This window comes from Sulfitobacter aestuariivivens (assembly GCF_014763045.1).
Classification (GTDB): Bacteria; Pseudomonadota; Alphaproteobacteria; order Rhodobacterales; family Rhodobacteraceae; genus Sulfitobacter; species Sulfitobacter aestuariivivens.
Window position 1 is genome coordinate 499,553 of record NZ_JACTAG010000002.1, and the last position, 20,072, is coordinate 519,624.

General features: G+C 61.0%; 20 protein-coding genes and 1 other RNA gene. 7 read left to right on the forward strand and 14 right to left on the reverse strand.

Going from position 1 to position 20,072, the window contains the following annotated elements:
• Positions 1-21 precede the first annotated feature (21 nt).
• The 5 genes from H9Q16_RS12285 to H9Q16_RS12305 form a co-directional block, all read right to left on the reverse strand.
• The gene (locus H9Q16_RS12285) at positions 22-1,602 is read right to left on the reverse strand and encodes an ABC transporter ATP-binding protein (RefSeq protein WP_191075723.1); all 1,581 of its coding nucleotides are present in this window, start codon (positions 1,600-1,602) and stop codon (positions 22-24) included.
• Entirely contained in the window at positions 1,599-2,714 is a 1,116-nt protein-coding gene (locus H9Q16_RS12290; RefSeq protein ID WP_191075724.1) for an ABC transporter permease, read from the reverse strand. The genes H9Q16_RS12285 and H9Q16_RS12290 overlap by 4 nt, the downstream gene beginning before the upstream one ends.
• Before the next feature lie 3 nt (positions 2,715-2,717).
• Positions 2,718-3,803, reverse strand: coding sequence for a microcin C ABC transporter permease YejB (locus H9Q16_RS12295; RefSeq protein ID WP_191075725.1), 1,086 nt, complete (start codon positions 3,801-3,803; stop codon positions 2,718-2,720).
• 9 nt (positions 3,804-3,812) lie between these two features.
• Complete coding sequence (locus H9Q16_RS12300; protein ID WP_191075726.1) at positions 3,813-5,747, reverse strand: extracellular solute-binding protein; 1,935 nt, start codon at positions 5,745-5,747, stop codon at positions 3,813-3,815.
• Between the two features lie 163 nt (positions 5,748-5,910).
• Positions 5,911-6,411, reverse strand: a complete 501-nt coding sequence (locus tag H9Q16_RS12305; RefSeq protein ID WP_191075727.1) for a c-type cytochrome — start codon at positions 6,409-6,411, stop codon at positions 5,911-5,913.
• A gap of 129 nt (positions 6,412-6,540) precedes the next feature.
• Between H9Q16_RS12305 and H9Q16_RS12310 the strand changes: the two genes are divergently transcribed.
• The 3 genes from H9Q16_RS12310 to H9Q16_RS12320 all read left to right on the forward strand — a co-directional run bounded on the left by H9Q16_RS12310 (position 6,541) and on the right by H9Q16_RS12320 (position 8,873).
• Positions 6,541-7,383: a prephenate dehydratase gene (locus H9Q16_RS12310; protein ID WP_191075728.1), complete on the forward strand. Its 843-nt coding sequence runs from the start codon at positions 6,541-6,543 to the stop codon at positions 7,381-7,383.
• 46 nt (positions 7,384-7,429) lie between these two features.
• Positions 7,430-8,173, forward strand: coding sequence for a sulfite exporter TauE/SafE family protein (locus H9Q16_RS12315; RefSeq protein WP_191075729.1), 744 nt, complete (start codon positions 7,430-7,432; stop codon positions 8,171-8,173).
• A gap of 79 nt (positions 8,174-8,252) precedes the next feature.
• Complete coding sequence (locus H9Q16_RS12320) at positions 8,253-8,873, forward strand: glutathione S-transferase family protein (RefSeq protein WP_191075730.1); 621 nt, start codon at positions 8,253-8,255, stop codon at positions 8,871-8,873.
• Between the two features lie 66 nt (positions 8,874-8,939).
• Here the strand turns inward: H9Q16_RS12320 and H9Q16_RS12325 are convergent, their stop codons facing one another.
• From H9Q16_RS12325 to H9Q16_RS12350, 6 genes are all read right to left on the reverse strand, one after another.
• Positions 8,940-9,605, reverse strand: a complete 666-nt coding sequence (locus H9Q16_RS12325) for a fumarate hydratase C-terminal domain-containing protein (protein WP_191075731.1) — start codon at positions 9,603-9,605, stop codon at positions 8,940-8,942.
• 49 nt (positions 9,606-9,654) lie between these two features.
• On the reverse strand, positions 9,655-10,611 hold the full coding sequence (locus tag H9Q16_RS12330; RefSeq protein WP_191075732.1) for a fumarate hydratase: 957 nt from the start codon (positions 10,609-10,611) through the stop codon (positions 9,655-9,657).
• A 197-nt stretch (positions 10,612-10,808) separates the two neighbouring features.
• Positions 10,809-12,563: an L-aspartate oxidase gene (locus H9Q16_RS12335; RefSeq protein ID WP_191075733.1), complete on the reverse strand. Its 1,755-nt coding sequence runs from the start codon at positions 12,561-12,563 to the stop codon at positions 10,809-10,811.
• 1 nt (position 12,564) lies between these two features.
• Complete coding sequence (locus H9Q16_RS12340) at positions 12,565-12,918, reverse strand: succinate dehydrogenase/fumarate reductase transmembrane subunit (RefSeq protein WP_191075734.1); 354 nt, start codon at positions 12,916-12,918, stop codon at positions 12,565-12,567.
• Positions 12,915-13,247 carry a succinate dehydrogenase/fumarate reductase transmembrane subunit gene (locus H9Q16_RS12345; protein ID WP_191075735.1) on the reverse strand — a complete coding sequence of 111 codons (333 nt, stop codon included), beginning with the start codon at positions 13,245-13,247 and terminating at the stop codon, positions 12,915-12,917. The genes H9Q16_RS12340 and H9Q16_RS12345 overlap by 4 nt, the downstream gene beginning before the upstream one ends.
• The gene (locus H9Q16_RS12350; protein WP_191075736.1) at positions 13,247-13,969 is read right to left on the reverse strand and encodes a succinate dehydrogenase/fumarate reductase iron-sulfur subunit; all 723 of its coding nucleotides are present in this window, start codon (positions 13,967-13,969) and stop codon (positions 13,247-13,249) included. Before H9Q16_RS12350 ends, H9Q16_RS12345 begins: the two co-directional genes overlap by 1 nt.
• Before the next feature lie 182 nt (positions 13,970-14,151).
• Between H9Q16_RS12350 and H9Q16_RS12355 the strand changes: the two genes are divergently transcribed.
• Positions 14,152-14,967, forward strand: a complete 816-nt coding sequence (locus H9Q16_RS12355; RefSeq protein ID WP_191075737.1) for a nitroreductase family protein — start codon at positions 14,152-14,154, stop codon at positions 14,965-14,967.
• Positions 14,968-14,974: 7 nt separating this feature from the next.
• On the opposite strand, the gene H9Q16_RS12360 is transcribed toward H9Q16_RS12355, so the two are convergent.
• Both H9Q16_RS12360 and nudC read right to left on the reverse strand, forming a co-directional pair.
• Positions 14,975-15,442 carry an SRPBCC family protein gene (locus tag H9Q16_RS12360; RefSeq protein WP_191075738.1) on the reverse strand — a complete coding sequence of 156 codons (468 nt, stop codon included), beginning with the start codon at positions 15,440-15,442 and terminating at the stop codon, positions 14,975-14,977.
• A 74-nt stretch (positions 15,443-15,516) separates the two neighbouring features.
• Positions 15,517-16,485 (reverse strand): NAD(+) diphosphatase, encoded by a 969-nt coding sequence (gene nudC, locus H9Q16_RS12365; RefSeq protein WP_191075739.1) that lies wholly within the window; start codon positions 16,483-16,485, stop codon positions 15,517-15,519.
• 149 nt (positions 16,486-16,634) lie between these two features.
• Here nudC and H9Q16_RS12370 point away from each other — a divergent pair, with 149 nt between their 5' ends.
• The gene (locus tag H9Q16_RS12370) at positions 16,635-18,506 is read left to right on the forward strand and encodes a 5'-nucleotidase C-terminal domain-containing protein (protein ID WP_191075740.1); all 1,872 of its coding nucleotides are present in this window, start codon (positions 16,635-16,637) and stop codon (positions 18,504-18,506) included.
• A gap of 38 nt (positions 18,507-18,544) precedes the next feature.
• An RNA gene (gene ffs, locus H9Q16_RS12375) (signal recognition particle sRNA small type) lies at positions 18,545-18,642 on the forward strand.
• A 118-nt stretch (positions 18,643-18,760) separates the two neighbouring features.
• Here ffs and ypfJ read toward each other — a convergent pair.
• A complete protein-coding gene (ypfJ, locus tag H9Q16_RS12380) occupies positions 18,761-19,594 on the reverse strand; it encodes a KPN_02809 family neutral zinc metallopeptidase (protein ID WP_191075741.1) in 834 nt (277 codons plus the stop codon).
• A 64-nt stretch (positions 19,595-19,658) separates the two neighbouring features.
• Here ypfJ and H9Q16_RS12385 point away from each other — a divergent pair, with 64 nt between their 5' ends.
• Positions 19,659-20,021, forward strand: a complete 363-nt coding sequence (locus H9Q16_RS12385; RefSeq protein ID WP_191075742.1) for a YidH family protein — start codon at positions 19,659-19,661, stop codon at positions 20,019-20,021.
• Positions 20,022-20,072: the final 51 nt, after the last annotated feature.

The following is a 20,072-nucleotide window of genomic DNA, read 5'->3' on the forward strand; positions in this document are numbered from 1 at the left end:
GGGGGCGGTGCCACCTACAGCTTAGGTGGCCGCCTGCAACAGCGTACGCGTGTATTCCGTCTGCGGGTTGTCATAAAGCGCGTCAGCATCGCCGTATTCCACCACATCCCCCCGCTTCATCACCAACACCTTGTGTGACATCGCGCGCACGACTTTCAGGTCGTGACTGATGAACAGATAGGCCAGCCCGTACTTCTGCTGCAGCCCTCGCAGCAGTTCGACGATCTGCACCTGCACCGTCATATCCAACGCCGAGGTCGGCTCGTCCAGCACCAGCAACCGGGGCCGCAGAACCATGGCACGGGCAATCGCGATGCGCTGGCGCTGACCGCCCGAAAACTCGTGCGGATACCGATCCATCGTGGCCGGATCCAGCCCCACCTCAAGCATCACCTCGTGTACCAGTTCCCGCTCATCGCGGTTTGGGTCCACCTTGTGAATGCTCAATCCTTCGGAAATGATCTGAAAGCAAGTCATGCGCGGCGACAGCGATCCGAAAGGGTCCTGAAACACGATCTGCATGTCCTTGCGCAGCCGCCGCAATTCGCGTGTGGACCAGCGCCGCACGTCCTGCTCCATGAAGGTGATCGCCCCCTCAGAACTGATCAGGCGCATGATCGCCAACGCCAGCGTCGTCTTGCCCGAACCGCTTTCCCCGACGATCCCCAGGGTCTCGCCCGCACGCACCGATATCGTGGCGTTATTAACGGCCTTCACATGCCCCACCGTGCGCCGCAAAAACCCTTGCTGGATCGGAAACCACACCTTGAGGTGCTCGGTGCTGACAATCTCTTCAGCCCGTTCCGGCACCGGATCCGGCGCGCCCGACGGCTCGGCACTCAATAGCTTTTGGGTATAGGGATGCGCAGGATTGTCAAAAATCTGTGCGGTCGGACCCTGCTCCACAATCTCGCCGTGCTGCATGACACAGACGCGATCCGCGATCCGCCGCACGATGCCCAGATCATGGGTGATGAACAACAGCCCCATGCCCTCGCTGTCTTTTAATTCCTTCAGCAGATCAAGGATCTGCGCCTGAATGGTGACATCCAGCGCCGTCGTCGGCTCATCCGCGATCAGCACATCGGGCTTATTCGCAAGCGCCATCGCGATCATCACCCGCTGGCGTTGGCCCCCGGACAACTGGTGCGGGTAGGCGCCCAGACGGCTTTCAGCGTCGTTGATGCCCACCTTGTTCATCAACTCCAGAATGCGGTCGCGCGCAGCAGCGCCCGCCAAGCCCTGGTGCAACGCCAGACTTTCCGCCAACTGCTTTTCAATCGTGTGCAACGGGTTGAGCGACGTCATCGGCTCCTGAAAAATGAAACTGATGTCGTTGCCGCGCACCTTGCGCAGCAGCGTTTCATCCGCGCCAATCATCTGCTGCCCGTCATAGGTGACCGATCCGCTGACCTCGGCGCTATCGCCCAAAAGCGCCACGGTAGATAGCGCAGATACCGACTTGCCCGACCCGCTCTCGCCCACCAGCGCCACGGTCTCGCCCCGCTCCACCGCAAAGCTCACGCCCTTGACGGCCTGTGTCAGTTGCCCGTCCTGCCGGAACGAAACCGACAGATCCCTGACCTCCAGCAAAGCGCTCATGAAAACGTCTTTCTGGGGTCAAACGCATCGCGGATACCTTCGAAGATGAAGATCAGCAGCGACAGCATGATCGCAAAGGTAAAAAACGCCGTAAAGCCCAGCCACGGCGCTTTCAGGTTCTGCTTGGCCTGCAACGTCAACTCGCCCAGCGACGGGGCAGAGGATGGCAACCCAAAGCCCAGAAAATCGAGGATCGCCAAAGTGCTGATCGTGCCTGTAATCAGGAAGGGCAGCATGGTCAGCGTGGCCACCATCGCATTGGGCAGCATATGCCGAAACATGATCGTCAGGTTCGACACGCCCAGTGCCCGCGCCGCGCGCACATATTCCAGATTGCGCGCCCGCAGAAATTCGGCGCGCACCACCCCAACCAGCGACGTCCAGCTGAACAGCACAAGCAAAAACACCAACAACCAGAAACTTCGGCCCAAAATGGCAAACATGATGATGATCACATAAAGCGACGGGGTAGAGGCCCAGATTTCAATGATCCGCTGAAAAATCAGGTCCAGCCATCCACCAAAGAACCCCTGCACCGCCCCCGCAATGATCCCGATAAGGGACGCGGCCCCGGTCACGATCAGCGTAAACAGCACCGATAACCGGAACCCGTGCACCACCCGCGCCATCACATCGCGCTTGGTGCCATCGGTGCCCAGCCAGTTCTGTTCGTTGGGTGGCAGGGGTGCGGCACCGGGCCGCTCCACGGCTGTGTCATAGCTGTAGGGGATGATCGGCCAGATTGACCAGCCTTTGTAAAACCCCTCGGTGGTCTCATCAAATGTGCCCGCCTCAATGCTTTCCAAAATCGCATCGGGGTCTTCGTCAATGCAATCCGTCAGCCCCCCGGACCGGATCAGACATTTGACCTCCGGGTCGCCATACTGCGCCTCTGTCTGGAAATCGCCGCCAAAAGCCGTCTCGGGATAAAAGTTGAACACCGGCATGAAGTATTCGCCGCGATAATTCACGATGATGGGTTTGTTGTTGGCTATGAACTCCGCAAAAAGCGAGATGCCGAACAGAAAGGCGAAGATCCACAGCGACCAGAACGCCCGGCGGTTGCGCTTGAAATTGCGCCAGCGGCGCTGGTTGAGCGGGGACAGTGCCATGCCTCAGCCCTCCCGCCGCTCAAAGTCGATGCGCGGGTCAACCAAGACGTACATCAGGTCCGACAGAATACCGACCACAAGGCCGATCAGGCCAAAGATGAATAGCGTCCCAAAGACAATCGGATAGTCCCGCGCCACCGCAGCCTCGAACCCCAACCGCCCCAGACCATCAAGCGAGAATATCGTCTCGATGATCAGCGAACCGCCAAAAAATACCCCGATAAACACCGCCGGAAAGCCCGCGATCACAATCAGCATCGCATTGCGGAACACATGGCCATAAAGCACCTTGCGCTCTGACAATCCCTTGGCGCGGGCGGTCATCACATAATGCTTCTTGATCTCATCCAGAAAGCTGTTCTTGGTCAGCAGGGTCAGCGTGGCAAACGCCGAAATGGTCGAGGCCAGCACCGGCAAGGTGATGTGCCAGAAATAATCCGCCACCTTGCCCAGGGGGCTCAGCGTGTCGAAATCATCTGATGTCAGCCCCCGCAGCGGAAAAATCTGCCAGTAGGACCCCCCGGCAAAAAGCACCAGCAACAGGATCGCAAACAGAAATCCCGGGATCGCATAAGCCGCGATAATCGCGCCGGACGTCCAGGTGTCAAAGCTGGTCCCGTCCCGCACCGCCTTGGCAATGCCCAGCGGGATCGAGATCAGATATGCAATCACCGTGGACCACAGCCCCAGCGTGATGGAGACCGGCAGCTTTTCCTTGATCAGATCAATCACCCCGATCGACCGGAAGTAACTCTCCCCGAAATCAAAGCGCATATAGTTCCACATCATGTTGAAGAACCGCTCGACCGGGGGCTTGTCGAACCCGAACTCGCGCTCCAGTTCTTCGATGAACTCGGGCGGCAGTCCGCGCGCGCCGACGTAATTCTCGCTGGCCCCCAGATCGGCACCGCCGGCATCTTCACCACTGCCGGCAAAGCCTTCGAAAACATCACCGCCGCCCTGAATACGCGCGATTGCCTGCTCAACCGGGCCGCCCGGTACGAACTGCACCAGCGCAAAGTTGATCAGCATGATGCCGAACAGCGTGGGAATGATCAGCAATAGCCGTCTGAGAATGTAGGCGCCCATCGGGTCGTGTTACCTCAGCGCGCCAGCGGCCTTGAGCGCCGCTTCTTTCTCGGCGTTGTGCCACCACCAATCGATATATCCCAGACCATAGGGTGGCTGGTCGGCAGGATGCTCATACATATCGTAGTAAACTGTCCAATAGCTGTCCTTGTACCAGGCAGGGATCATGATGAACTCGTATCGCAACGCCCGGTCCAGCGCCTTAAGGGTCGCCTCTTCCTCTTCCGACGTCTTGGCCTGCAAAGATGCATCAATGATTGCATCTACCAGCGGGCTGGCCAGCCCGGCAGGGTTGAACAGTGAATATTCCGCCGCCTCGGAACCATAACGCTGATGCAGCCCCGTGCCTGTCCCCAGAAAGGCGGCATAGGCGTCAAAGACCAGATCATAATCGCGATCCCGCTCGCGCGAGGTGTATTGCGAACTGTCGACCTTCTCCAAGACCGCATCAATGCCCATCGCCGTCAGGTTGGACATGAAATTCTCAACCACCGCTGAAAGCGTCGCCGACCCCGCAGAGTTCAGCAAAAATGTCAGCCGCAAAGGCTCGCCCGCTGCGTTGCGGCGCTTGCCATCATCACCGACGGCCCAGCCTGCCTCGTCCAGCAGCTTCATGGCCCGCCGCGCATTGCGCCGATCCAGCAACCGCTCCGGCTTGGAGGTATGCGGCATGCGCACTTCTTCGTTCAGCATCTCCGGGGGCACGAGATCACCCAGCGACTGCAGAAAGGCCAGCTCCGCCCCTTCGGGCACACCCGTGGCCATCAGCGGCGTGTCTTGCGTAAACGACGCCCGCTGCTCAAACAGCCCGTACTGCAACGATTCATTCGTCCATTCAAAGTTGAACCCCAGCGACACCGCCTCGCGGACCCGTTTGTCCTGCAGCACCTCGCGGCCAAGGTTGAAGACAATCCCCGATGGTGACGGCGGCGCGCCATCCGGCACTTCTTCCTTCACCACGTACCCGGCATCAAGCTTGGGAAAGTCATATGCCGTCGCCCAGTTCTTGGAATTTCCTTCGACCTTGAAAGTGTATTCGCCAGCCTTGAACGCCTCCAAAGCGGAATTTTCATCCCCGAAGTATTCTACGCGGATGCGGTCAAAATTGTTGCGGCCGACGTTGAACGGCAGATCCTTGCCCCAATAATCCGGATTGCGCTTGTAAACGATCCGGCGGTTCACATCGACGTCCTCGACCACATAAGGCCCGGACCCAGGCGAAGTCGTCAAACGGCTTTCATCCAGCCGCGCGCCGGTTTCCTCGAACCATTTGCGGGACCACGCAGGCACCCCGCCAACCTGATCAATCAGACTGCGGCGGCTTATACCGTCGGTGAAGTAGAACTTGATGGTGTGGTCATCGATCACCTCGACCTTGGGGATCCGCTTGCGCACCGCATCGGCATACGACTGCAATCCCTGATCCAACAGCAGGTTATGCGAAAACGCGATGTCATGCGCCGTCACCGGATCACCATTGGAAAATTTGGCGTCCTTGCGCATGTAGAAAATCACCCAATCCTTGGTCTCGGGATACTCAAGGCTTTCGCACAGCAGGCAATAGGCCTCCCCATACACATCCGCCGGAGCCGCCTCATTCGCAGTCCCCTCACCCAGCAGGCTTTCGTACATCATATAGGACAGCGCCCCGCCCCGCCCCTTGCGGCTGTAGGGGTTCATGGAATCAAACGTCCCCAGCGTAGACAGCGAAATCTCACCGCCCTTGGGGGCGTCGGGGTTCACATAGTCAAAATGGGTGTAGTCGGCCGGGTATTTCAGATCTCCATAGAATGAATACCCATGGCTCTTGATCATCTTGGGCTCATCAGCCCGCACCACACCAACAGCAACCAGTGCCGATCCGATGATCCCCAGCGCCGTCCAACTCACCCATTGCATCGGGCTTTGGGGACGGGCGGCGGTGCGGGTCTGGGATTTTTGCATTCAGATCATCCTTGGCATCATCAAATCAGCACGTTGATTGAGATGTAAGCTAATGGGCGCGCAGGCCAAGAGACAAGTTGCGAATATGTTATCTTGGGTGAATTTAGCCCCGAAAACGAAAAAGGCCGCCCAGGTGGGCGGCCAATGCGGTCTTGCGCGGCGCTCAGCCGCCGACGCTTTGCAGATAGGCAATCACATCCGCGCGATCCTGCGGCTTTTTCAGGCCCGAAAAACCCATGGACGTACCCGGCGCATAGCCCTTGGGGTTGGCCAGAAAGGCCGAAAGTTCATTGACTGTCCACTGACCGTCCAGACCCGCAAGCGCACCGGAATAGCCAAAGCCGTCGATCGACGCGATCTGACGATCAATCACACCATCAAGATGCGGGCCAACACCGTCTTCGCCATTCACCTTGTGACAGGCCGAACATTTGCGGAATACCTTCTCGCCGTCGCCTGCATCCGCAGAGGAAACCAGCGCCATCATGTCGACCTCTTCCTCGGGCTCATCGCTGCCACCAGCGTCCGCCACTTCGATCACATAGGATTGCTCGCCATGAGCTTCGGCATGATAGATCTCTTCCGCAGCCCACTTGCCCAGCAAGAAGATCAACCATGCGCCAAACAGGCCGCCGGCGATTTTGGTGAGGGTCATGGTATCCATAGGCTCGGGTCCAGTCTTATCTTTCAGGCGTTGTCGGCTGCGTATCTATTGCTTTCCCTCAAGCGGGGCAAGGTGTAGTTAGCGCGACGAAATGCCCCTTTTCGCTCGTTTTATCATAGGAGTGCGCGAATGTCCGTCCCAACCACCCCGCGCATCGCCTTTCAGGGCGCTTTGGGCGCCTACAGTCACGAGGCCTGCCTGCAAGCCGCACCCGATGTGATTCCCGTCCCCTGCACCACGTTCGAAGGCGTCATTCGCGCGGTGAAGGAAGGCCGCGCCGATCTGGCCATGCTGCCCGTCGAAAATACCACCTATGGCCGGGTTGCAGATATTCACCGTTTGTTGCCCGAAAGCGGCCTGCACATCGTTGCCGAAGCCTTTGTGCGCGTACGCATCGCGCTCATGGCCAAGCCAGGCGTCGCCCTGAAAGATGTCAAACATGTCCGCGCCCACCTGGTCCTCTTGCCACAGGCGCGCAGCTTTCTCGATCAGCACGGTATCACCTCTGAACCCGCCGCCGACAGCGCAGGTGCTGCCGCCGAACTTGCCGCCTCCGACACGATGACCGAAGGGGTGCTGGCCAGCTCAGTTGCCGCTGACATCCACGGGCTGAATGTGCTGGCAGAAGATATCGAAGACCTTGATCATAACACCACGCGCTTTTTGCTGATGTCGCCGCAAATCGACGAAACACGGCGCGCGGAAAAGATGATCACCACCTTCGTTTTCGAAGTCCGCAACATTCCCGCTGCACTCTACAAGGCGATGGGTGGCTTTGCGACCAACGGTGTCAACATGACCAAGCTGGAAAGCTACATGGTCGGCGGGTCATTTACCGCCACGCAGTTCTATGCCGACATCGAAGGCCACCCCGAAGATCCCGGCGTCAAGCGCGCGCTGGAAGAACTGGGCTATTTTACAAACATGCTGGAAATCCTCGGCGTCTACCCGGCCAGCGCGGGCCGGGGGTGATCGGCTGCACTGACAGTTCAGGCGCACCGCTTGTGAAAACGCCGTCATGAACGGCGAGATGATAACCTTTCTTGTGCTGGGCGCGGCGGCAGGCGGCTTTATCAACGGTCTGGCCGGTACCGGTACGGCCTTGTTTGCACTGGGCTTTTACCTCGTCGTGCTCGACCCGATGCGCGCCGTGGCCATCGTCGCCCTGATGTCGGTGCTTGCTGGTCTGCAAGGGGTGTGGATTGTCAGAACTGAGATACTGGCCCACCCTGCCCGATTTATCCGTTTTCTGGTGCCGGGACTGGCAGGCGTGCCGCTGGGTCTGATGCTGCTTGATGTCATTGACGCAGGCACCCTTCGGATCGCCATAGCCGTCCTGCTCATTCTTTATGGCGGCTATTTCGGCTTTCGAACTGCCCTTCCCGCCTTTTCGCGTGAAACGCCTTTCCTGGATGGGGGGATCGGGTTGATCGGGGGTGTGCTGGGGGGGGCTGCAGGGGTTTCAGGTGCGCTGCCGTCCATGTGGCTGTCGCTGCGCCCCTGGACCAAGTCCGAGACCCGCGCGGTGCTGCAACCCTTTAACGTGCTGATCCTGATCACCACCGTGACGTTGCTCTTTTTCAAGGGCGCCTACGACCAAACAGCCCTCCGCGCACTTGTCGTAGCCCTGCCCAGTGGCCTGATCGCCGCACAGATCGGCATCACGGTCTTTAAATCCCTCAGCGACACAGGCTTTCGGCGTCTGCTGATCCTGCTGACGCTGGCCATGGGCGTGGGGATCCTGGTCAGCGAGCTTTTCTAGCGCCTCCCCTAAACTTCGCGCCCTTGCAAGTCCTCCGGGACAAGTCTTTGCTATGCCCAAACTCCCAAGGGATGCACAGATGCTTACGTTCTATTTTTCCAAAGGCTCCTCCGCCCTGGCCGCCCATATCCTTCTGATCGAAACCGGGACCGCCTTCACCGCGACCGAGATCTCAATCCCCAATGGCGACCACCGAAACACCGCCTTCCTCCGTCGCAACCCCAAGGGCCGCATCCCGGTGCTTGATACGCCTGACGGTTTGCTCACTGAAAACCCCGCCATTCTCGAATACATCGCCGCAACCCACCCCGAGGCGGGCCTCCTGCCCAAGGGCCCCTACCCCCAGGCCCGTGCCCGTGCGCTCTGCGCCTATCTCTGCGCCACCGCCCATGTGGCTTTCGCCCACCTGCACCGCGGCGCACGCTGGGCCAGCAAGGAAGCCTCCCTTGATGACATGCGCGCCCGCGTTCCTGACAATCTGGCCGATTGCGCCGCGCATCTGGAAACCGATCTGCCCTTCTCCCCCTGGGCTCTGGGGGCCGCCCCTACCTTCTGCGATCCCTATCTCTTCCAGTTCACCCGCTGGCTGGAAGGCGCAGGCGTCAACATTACCACCTACCCCAAACTTGCCGAACACCGCGCCGCAATGCGCGCACGTGCGGCCGTGCAACAGGCCATGAAGCTCCACGATCTGCGTTAAGACACACCGCTTCTCATTTCACCCTTTTAAAAATACCTTGCGCAAGGCCCGCGCCGCAGACCGCCCTCAGATCACCTCATCGGTCCGGTCATCACTTTCGCCATACCGCTTCATGGTCGCGGGCCGCGTGCCTTCATACAGTCGCGCCACATTCTCTGCGATCTTGGCGTTTTCGCGCTCAAACAGGCAATCCCCGTTCATGTCCGAGGCCACAATGAACGGTCCCATCCGGTTGCACCTGATCACCCACATGGCCTGCGCCAGCCCCAGTTCTTCGTTCCAGTGCACCGCCTCGACACGCTCCACCCCGCGCCCCAAAAGCGCGCCCGTGCCATACCCAACAGTGGAAAGATACACCGCCCCGTTGGGCACAAAATACGCACGGTAGTCTTTCGACGTCATGCCCCCTTTTCCGACAATCAGCCTTGCCCCCGTCTTGGCCATCCACTCAGGCAGCCATTTTGCAAAACGAAATGACGCAGTAGCCGTCACAGCCCCCATGTCAAAGGACCCGTCCGCGTTGATCCGAGCGGCGGGCGAGCAATGAAAGTTGGCCGCAGATTGTGACGGCAATTCGAGGGGGATATTGGCCTTGTCCTCCAAGGCGCGCATGTAGACACCCTCGCGCGCGGTATACATCAGACCGTCAAGGTAAACGACATCACCAAGGCGCAGATCAGCAATCGCTTGCGCACTCGGCGTCGTGGACAGGCGCACTTCACGCGGACTCATTGAACTCTCCTATTCGTGAAAACGCGCGAAATCTTCAAAGGAGTTCGCCTCACTCCGCCGCCTCCCGCTGTGGTTCCCAGTCAACCGTCTCACGCCGTTGATACGGGGTGAACCAGTCCGGATCGGTCCGGTGCTCCACCCGCCCATCGCCATGAATGCGCGCCACCGCACGGCGCGACGAAAGGCAGAATGCATGCACTGACATCGGCAGGCCGCCCGTGTGGCAATAGCCCACCTCGATGTTGCAATCGATCACCATATTCTTGCCCACAAACCCCATCGCGCCCATCCCGATAGAGTTGCCAATCGCCTTGAACTCATCCTCCATCTCGGCAATGCGCGGGTCGGCATTCCTGCTGCCCACAACCCGCAGGGTCGAGGCCCGCTTGCCCAGCGTCATGCAGATATCCTTCGATCCTCCCAGCCCGATCCCGATGATCGCCGGTTGGCAGGCCAGCCCCCGCTTGCCAAAGGCCATCAGACTGTCGAGATAGAACCGCTTGATCCCCTGCACCCCGTCCGACGGGAACAGCATCCGGTAGTCGGTACCGAAAAGCCCGCCCTTGTGCACCGTGATCAGATCAATCCACTCCCCCTCGGGCTCAAACCCGTATTCGATCTCGGGCGCGCCGATGCCGACGTTGTTGTCATGATCCGTGCGCCACAGGGGATGCACCCTGTTGGGCCTGAGCGGCACGCCATTGGTTGCATTCGCCGTGGCCCGCCTGAGTGCGGCCTCAAGCGCAACCATGCCGCCCTGAACCCGTGCCTCATTGCCCAATTTGACAAACCAGCGCGGCACGCCGGTATCACCACACATCGCGCGGCGATCCTCCTTGGCCGCCTCGTAGTTTTCCAGCATCGCCTTGAGGACAAAGGATGACAGATCCCCGTCCTCGGTGCGCGCAGCCTCCTTCAGCCCCTCCAGATAATCCTGCGGGATCTCGATCGCGGCCTTGTCCATCAAAACCTCAGCGGTGGATTGGATCAACTGAATTGGTATCACGTGGCGTGTCCCCCTCTCTTATCGCGCAACGCGCCGCGACTGCGGCAAGCCCGACCTCCCCCCCGGGAGGGCTTTTTGCGCACCATCTGCTCCGCCCGCAGCGATGAAGTGGGCCCCGAATACCCGCTGCACACTGACGATGGGCCCACCCGAGGTCGGGCTTACCACAGACGCTATGTCATGCGCGGGCCTGATCATTACGCCACCACCAGTGTCTCTGGCTCCCCTTCCGGCAGCACCGTCTCACCGGGCCGCACAATCGTAAAGGCCACTGGTTCCCGCGTCACTTCGACATTCCCACTCTTCATCTTTGCCACCGTAAAATCGCTGTTCTCGATGCCGCCATCTTTGGGGAAATCCTCGCGGTAATGCGCCCCCCGCGAATTCTCGCGCGCCAACGCGGTCCTGGCGATCACCTCAGAGATATCACAAAGCGACCGCATATTCAGCCAGTCGTGCCACGTCAGGTTAAACGCCAGATTGCCCGCATCCACCCCCACCTCCATCAGCGCGTCCGAGACCTGCGCAATCCCTTCCAGTCCGCGTTTCATGCCTGTCGCCGTCCGCATCACGCCGACCTCTTTCCACATCACTTCCTGCAACTGCTTGCGCAAGGGCAGAACCTGATCGGGGGCGCGGGTCAGGGGATGGATCGCGCGCTCATACTCGGCAGAGAGTACCTCCTCGTCCGGGTCGCGCAAGGACATCGACGCCACCTCGCGCCCCATCACATCCCCCGCTATCCCGCCGTATACGGTGGAATTGGCAACACCGTTACCACCCAGACGGTTCGACCCATGCGCCCCGCCCGCGTCTTCGCCCGCGACGTAAAGCCCCTCCATCGCGGTGCGCGTGTCCACATCGACCACCACGCCCCCCATAAAATAATGCGCGGTCGGCACCACCTCGACCTTGCCCGCCGCCAGATCAAATCCGGAATCGGCACAGCGCCGGACCATTCCCTTGAACTTTTCCGCCACCCATTCGGGGCCAAGATGCGACATCGAAATAAACACCCCCTCCTGCGCCGGATCGTTGTTCTTGCGCATCTCGGCATAGATGCCCCGGCTGACCACATCGCGCGTCGCGCGTTCGCCCTTGGGGTCATAGTCGAACATGAACCGCTGGCCCTCGTGGTTGATCAATTGTCCTCCCGCGCCGCGCAGGCCTTCCTCCAGCACGGTTCCGGTCATCCGTGTGTGATCGCCTGCCAGCAGACCCGTGGGGTGAAACTGGACCATCTCCATGTCGCGCAGCCTGAGCCCCGCCCGCAGCGCCATTGCCAGCCCGTCCATGGTCTTGTCACCCGACGGGGTGTGATAGCGGTACATTGTGGGGCCCCCACCGGTCCCCATCATCACACATTTCGCGCGCACCAGCCGGAACCGGCCCGTGCGCATATCGATCATCAGGACGCCCGCCAGCGCGCTGCCGTCGCGCGTGGGGATCAGACCAACCGCGCGATGCTCCTGCAGTTTCTCGACACCGCTCGCCAGCACTTTCTCCATCAACCGGTTGATGATCTCGATCCCAGTCAGGTCCCCCTTGTGCACGGTCCGGTCCGCCGTCTGCCCGGCAAAGGCCTTTTGATGCAACGACCCGTCCGCGTTGCGATCAAAGAAACAGCCAACCTCGTTCTCCAACTCGCGCACCCGCACCACGGCCTGCTCACACAGCCGCCAGGCCATGTCCTGATCGGGCAACCATTTGCCGCCGTTGATCGTATCCATGAAATGCCGCTCAACGGTGTCTCCGCCACCCAGCGCCACGTTATAGCCGCCTTGCACCATCCGCGTGCAGCCGCATTTGCCAATCAGCCCCTTGACCGCCAGCGCGATGCGCGTACCTTCGGGCGCTGTCTGCTTGGCATGCAATGCCGCAAACAGCCCCGCCCCGCCGGATCCAAGGATCAGGATATCCGTGTCATGGCGCTCGATGTCCGACAGCTTCATGTCACACCGCCCTGAGCAAAAAGAGCACGGCAATCGCGAAAGACACCGCGGTGGCCGCTGCCGCCACTGTCTTTTGCGCAGGCTGCCAGGGCAACCATTCCAACGCCATCAAGCGCAAGCCACCAAACATGTGCACCGCCAGCAGAAACACCAACCCGACCTCGGCGGCCTTGACCGCCCCCCCAAGCGACAGGGACAAGAACCCGTCCAGACGCGCAGGATCCGTCAAGGCGAGCGACAGAATATAGAAATGCACCGGTAGGAAAAGCGCCAACGCCAGACCGGACAAACGATGCAGGACATAGGCCACCCACAGCGGATGCGCGCGCGATGTGATGCCCCGCGCCGCCCTCATGCGAAGGTCACCGCCCAGACCGCACGTGCCCCCAAGGCAAAAAGGCCAAGGCCCGCACCCCACATGACACCCTCCAGCACAACGCCCCGCAACCCGCCCCATTCATGGGCGATGACGCGCAGCCCGATCGCCCCATGCACCGACACCGCCAGAACAAAGGTCCCGTAAAACAGAAACCACACGCCCGACCCCTGCGTGCGCCCCAAAATCTCGGCTGCAGTCAAACCGCCCTGAATGGCATAGATCATCACCGCCAGATGCCCCAGCACCAGCGGGGCCATCAGCAAGGCGGTGATCCGCTGCGCCATATACAGCCTCAGCGTCAACATCACCCGCCCTTCCTGAAAAACGCCCTGGCCGTCTCGCGTTTCAACCCGGCGATGGCCGACATCGGGTCCAGCGCATTGGGGCAATAGGCCGTGCACGATCCCATCGCATGGCAGTTGTGACACCCGCCACTGCCGGAAACCGCCTCCAGAATAGCCGCGCGCCCCTCGTCCTTGGCGTCGTTCAGCAAGGTCCACGCCCGCAGCAGCGGCGCCGGCCCAAGATAGGCGTCATTGCCCGCGACCGTGTCACAGGCCGCATAACAGACAGAACAATTGATGCACTCGATCCCCGCATCCGCCGCGACCCTTGCAGCACTCCCGGCATCCACAGGCGCAATCGGATCGTCCCGTGTCCGGGTGCCATGATGCACCCCTTCGGCGGCGACCCACTTATCAAAGAACGGATCCATGTCCACCACCAGATCCTTGATCACCGGCAGGTTGCGCAGCGGACCAATCGCGACAGAGCCCCCTTTCACCACCTTTGAGATATGCGTGCGACAGGTCCAACGCGGCACCCCGTTGACCATCATCGCGCAACTGCCACACATGCCCACCCGGCAGGCGAACCGATAGCTCAGCGTCGGATCAACATGCTGCTGGATCCAGGACACCACATCCAGGACGGTCTGATTGTCCTGCGCAGGCACCTCGAAAACCTGCGGCACCGCGTCCCCGTCCGGTCCGCGTTCAATCGTCACCCGATGACTGGCGTCGCTCATACTGCCTCTAAACCCCCCACAGACAGAACGCGTCTCCCCTGTTCACCGTTACCCGCTTTTGGCTGGCGCGACAAATCCCTGCCGCCGCCAAAGCTATTAATCTTCCCGCCAAAGTGCGCTAGCGTCACGGCCAACCCTCCAAAGCGCAGAAAGCGGTCATGTCACAGGATCATCCTTCCCCCATGCAACGGTCCCTAAACCAACGATATCCCGATGCGCCATCGGTGCCCGACATTCCGGGATCCGACATGCTGACCTCAATGGCCGCCCGTGGCGCGTGCCGCGCGTTTACCGACACCCCGGTGCCTGATGCCCTGCTTGACCTTCTGTGCGCCGTGGCCATGGCCTCTCCCACCAAAAGCGACCTGCAACAGCGCGACATCATCATGCTGAAATCCGCGGGCCAACGCGCCCGCCTGTCTGATCTGGTCGCGGGCCAAAGTTGGGTGGCCGACGCGCCGATGATCGCGGTCTTCTGCGGCAACAACCGCCGCCAACGCCTCTTGCATGACTGGCACGACGTTCCTTTCGCCAACGATCACCTCGATGCACCATTTAATGCCGCCGCCGACGCCGCCATCGCACTCGGTGCCTTTGTCGCCGCCGCCGACGCGGTCGGCCTTGGCACGTGCCCCATCAGCGCCGTGCGCAACGAAGCCCGCAAGGTCTCAACCCTTCTGAATCTGCCCCAGCACGTCTTCCCCTTTGCCGGGCTGGCCATCGGCTATCCGGCGCAGGAAACCCACATCTCAGAACGGCTCCCCCTGGCGACGACCTGCCACGTGGACCACTACCGCGAAGACGGGCTGCGCGACGCCATCGCCACCTACGATGCAGACCGCCGTCAAACACAGCCCTACGCCCGCCAGCGCTTTGCGGAGACCTACGGCATAAAAGTTGACTACTGCTGGTCAGACGACAAGGCCCGCCAATACAGCGCACCCGAAAGGGCCGATTTCGGCGCTTATATGAAAGATCAGGGTTTCAAACTGGACTGACCGACGATCAACCGCCGCGCGCGTACCGCTCTTCCATACCCTTCGCATAGTCAGCAACCCGCGCCTTGTATTTGCGCGTCAGCGACGTCTTGGCCAGCTTGAAGGACTGCACCAGCAATCGCGCACTCAGCGTCAGCGGCTTAAGCTCCAGTTGCACCAAAAGGCGCGTACGATTGCGTGCCAGCGCCATCATCTCGAAAGACATCTGCCCGATCAGCCCGGGCGACATGCTTTCCAGCACCATCTCGTTGGGACGGTCCAGCGTGACCATCTCAAGCTCCAACTCCCGCTTTTTGCCGCGAAAATTGAAGGCTGCACGCCAGGTCATGCCGACACCCGGAACCCGCAGGTCATCCATCCGCTGCACCTCGGCCCCCCGCCGCATTGCGGACCGTTCGAAACGCTCAAAGTCGCACAGCATGTCAAACACCGCCTCAACCGGTGCCTCGATATCTTCTCTGGTCGAAAACTTCATGGATGTCCCGTTGCTGCGGCCCCAGATTGCGCTGTGTTAATCTTTCGTTAACCTATTGTCCGCCCACTTTTGCGCTAATCCAGTGTGTCCGCAAGCCAGTTTTCTAGCAAAAAGTGTGCAATGGCCCCCTTGCGTGCAGGCAGGATGGTCGCGTGATTGCCCGCGAAAATCTCCATCATCTCTTCGCGCGTGACCCAGAGCGCGTCTTCGATCTCGACCGGATCAATAGTGATCTCGCGGCTCGTGGCCTCGCCCTGACAGCCAAACATCAGGGACGCGGGAAAGGGCCAGGGCTGGCTTGACAGATAGGACACCGCGCCAACGCGCACGCCCGCCTCTTCAAAGACCTCGCGTCGCACGGCGGCCTCCAGCGTTTCACCGGGTTCAACAAACCCCGCCAGCAGCGAATACATCCCTTCCGGCCACCCGGGGGATCGACCCATCAGAACCGAATTTCCATGCGTAATCAACATGATGACAACAGGATCCGTGCGCGGAAAATGCGAGGCCCCGCAGGCCGGACAATTGCGCTGCCACCCGGCTTGCGCCACGTCGCTTTTGGCACCGCACTGCGCACAGAAATTGTGAATATCGTGCCAGCCAAAGATCGCCTTGCCGGTCGCGGCCAGTTCCGCATCGCGCGGGCTGAGCCATGTCATGATCCGCCGCAGTTCGGCAAAAACGCTGTCTTCCGGGGCGTCCGGGTGACGTTGCTCGGTGGGGTCCAGAAAACCACCCAGTTGGTCCGCATCCAGATCTTCCGGCATCCAGTGTGAGATGTCGCAGGCAAACCGCGCGGCACCGTCCTCGCGACCCAGCAAAACGGCGTCCGCCATCGCGCCCTGCAGCATCGGATGGTCCATCGGCACCCGGCAAAGGGACGCAGGCCGCGCGCGATGGATCAGGGGTTTGCCACGCCAAAAAACCACGGCGCGCGTGTTGGGATCCGCAAGGGCAGCCTTCAAAGCAGCCGCATCTCCGCGCATCTCCCCTGCCCGATCCAGGGCCGAGCCGCCAAATGTCACCGTTTCTGCATGCCGCATCTGATCTTTCCTTTGCACTCTTGCGTGGTTTGACAGCACCATTCGTCCTTGTCCACGCCCCCCGAAGCGCTGCTTCAGCGGTTTTCGCTTGCACCCACAGGTCATACCTGCTGGTCTTCAAACAATCCAAAGTTGCAGGATTGAGGGAGATGAGAGATTTCATCCGCGCGCCGGAGGCGGCTCAGAGCGCTGAAAACAAGACCGAATGCGCGACCGGGACCATCACAGCCCAGGTCAGGCTGTTGGCGACAACAGATATCCACCTGCAACTTATGGGGTACAACTATATTGCGGACCGTCCCACGCCCCGTCATGGGCTTGCGGGTCTGGCCACGCTGATCAACACCGCACGCGCAGAGGCACAAAAGGAAAACCAGCTGTGTATGCTGCTCGACAATGGCGATTTGCTGCAGGGCTGCGCGATGGGGGACTGGCTGGCGCGTCGACCCGTCGCCGCGGATCACCCGGCCATCGCCGCCATGAATGCGCTGAACTACGACGCCATCGGTATCGGCAATCATGACCTCGATTTCGGGCTCGACTATTTGCGCCGCGTGGCGCGGCAGATGCATGCCCCCCTGATCGCCAGCAACCTTGCCGGCGATGGCCTAGCCCCGCTGGTGGATCACACGCGCATCTCCTTTGCCGTTCCCGGACCGCAAGGTACCGGCCCACAGACGCTGCACATCGGTGTGTTGTCCGTGCTGCCCGCCCTCACAAACGTCTGGAATCGGCACGCCCTGTCGGGGTTCGAACGCGCCAAACCCGCCGCCGCCTGCCTGCGCGCCATGGTCCCGCACCTGCGCGCCGAAGGTGCAGACGTTGTCATAGTACTTGCCCACATGGGCCTCTCGGAAGACAGCGAAATGCCCGCCTACACGGAAGACAACGCGCTGTCGCTGGCGCAGATCCCCGGGATCGACGCGTTGATCACCGGCCACACCCACCGCCGCTTTCCCACCGGGGGCGCGGTGTCCACCAATGGGGTAGACCCCCGACAAGGGACACTGCTGTCCGTCCCTGCCATGATGCCAGGCCATGGTGGGTCTGATTTGGGCGTCATGGATCTTACCGTATCCCGCCCCCCGGGTGAGCCGTGGAAGGTCGTCCGCCACACCACCGCCCTGCGCCACAACACACCGCAAACCCCCGCCGCCCCGGCCATCGTGGCCGCATCCGCCAGAGCCAAGCGCGCCTTCCGCGCACATCTGGCCAAACCCGTGGGCACCATCGACAGGGATCTGCACAATTATTTCTCGCTTGCCGCCCCAACCGGCACCGGTGCCTTCTGCGCAGATGCCAAAGCGCGACGGGTGCGCGACGCACTGCGCGGATCAGCCTACGCAAACCTGCCCCTGCTCGCGACTGCATCAGCGCACAGCGCGGGCGGGCGTGACGGTCCCGACAACTTTCTGCATATTCCCAAAGGCCCTGTCCTGCGTCGCCACCTTGCCGGGCTTGATCCCTATGCCAATCGCATCTGGGCACTCCGGGTCACGGGCCGCACGCTGCGCCGCCATCTTGAGCTTGCAGCCACCGCCTACACCACGCTCGTGCCCGGACAGGCGGCTCAGAACCTGCTGCGCAATGACATCCCGGCGTTCAACTTCGACACCATCTATGGCGTGACCTATCAGATCGACCCCAGCCAGCCGCCGCACAACAGAATCGCATCGCTTTGCTGCAACGACAGGCCGGTCACGGATGATCAGCAGTTTGTACTGGTCACCAACCAGTTTCGCGCCGCAGGCGGTGGCGGGTATGACCGCATCACCGAAGACAATATCATCCTGCGCCACCCCGACCGCGCCGAAACCGCCTTTATCAAGGCGCTTGCAGCACCTCGGGACACCGTTTTTGATGCGACACCGCCCTGGTCGTTTGTTCCGCAATCTGGGGTCGAGGCGGTTTTTTATACCAGCCCGCACGCGCTGCGTTACCTTGATCAAATCAAGCCCCTCGAGCCGGCCAGCATGGCCTGCAACAGCACCGGATTTGCCCGTCTGCGCCTCACTCTGTGAGGCTTGCATCCCACCCATCTGGCGCTTATATGGGCCCTTGAGAGGTTGGTGCGGGCAGGCGCCTCGCCAACCCGGTCAGATCCGGAAGGAAGCAGCCGTAACGGGTCCCGCTTGGGTCGTTATCAATCTCTCACCAACCTGCATTTCGCGCAGCGGAATGTCACGCCGCAACAGGCGCTTTGCGCAGCAAAGCTGCCGAAAGCGTGCCGCCCCACGCGCTGCCCCGCTTTCACACTCCGGCTGCAACCTTCACCCTACAACCGATCGGTCGCGAAGGTATCGCACTCTCCCACCGCGCCGGACTCGTACCCGCGCGCGAACCAGCGCGCACGCTGCTCAGAGGTGCCATGCGTGAATGTATGTGGCTGCGGTACGCGACCGGCCTGCCGCTGCAAATGATCATCACCGATCTTGCGCGCCGCATTCAACGCCTCCTGCAAATCACCCCGCTCCATCAAGCCCTGAACATTCGACGCCCAGATCCCAGAAAGACAATCCGCCATCAGCTCCAACCGCACGGTCAGCGCATTTGCTTCGACCTGGCTGGCCTGCTGACGCGCGGCATTGACCCGCGGCAGAATGCCAAGCTGGTTCTGCACGTGGTGGGCAACCTCATGCGCAATGACATAGGCAGCAGCAAAATCGCCCCCGGCCCCCATGCGCTGATCCAGCGTGCGGAAAAACGCAGTGTCCAGATAAGCTTTTTCATCCGCCGGACAGTAAAACGGCCCCGTGGCACCCGATGCGCCACCGCAAGGGCTTTGGGTCACATTCGCAAAGATCACCAGTTTGGGCGGTACATACTGTCGGCCCAATTGTTCCTCAAACACGCGGTCCCAGACCTGTTCCGTGGTGGTCAGCACCTGCGCCGAAAACTGGGTCAACTCACCATCCTGCTCTGACACGGTTCTGCTTTGCTCTGTCTGCGGCGCACTGGCCCCCTGCAACAAGGGCGTCACATCAATCCCGGTGAAATACCCAATCGCAAGAACCACCAGCAAGCCGACAATCCCAAGTCCCCCTGCCCGTCCCGCGCCGCCACGCCGCACTTCCACGTTCCTGCTGCGCCGAATGCCCCGTAACCGCATGGAATTTCCCCCAAATGTCTCGTGTCATGTTGCCAATGGAACGCCTGACCGCCACATTGGTTCAATGAGCGATAGTAATAAACTTGCCGAAGATCGTACAGACTGGGCCGAAGACCGCACGGTTCTGGCCAACGAACGTACGTTCGCGGGCTGGATGCGGACAGGCATGGCGTCACTGGCTGTGGCTGTCGGGCTCAAGGCCGTCTTTGGCGAATTTGAGCCCACTTGGGCCGCCAAGGCCGTTGCGTCGGTCTTTGTGGTCACGGCGATCTACATCTTCTGGGCTGCCCAGAACGCCGCCTGCGCGACGCTGCAACGTCTTTCCGATCATGACGCCAAGGCCCAGCCAACCCGGCGCATGAAGCTGCTCGCAACCATCTTCTCCTTCGGTACCGCCTGCGTTGGCCTGATCCTCTGGGCGCTCTGACGGCGGTTTACCCCGCGCCCGCCTGCGCCTAGTTTGAAGCGTCTGCCGAAT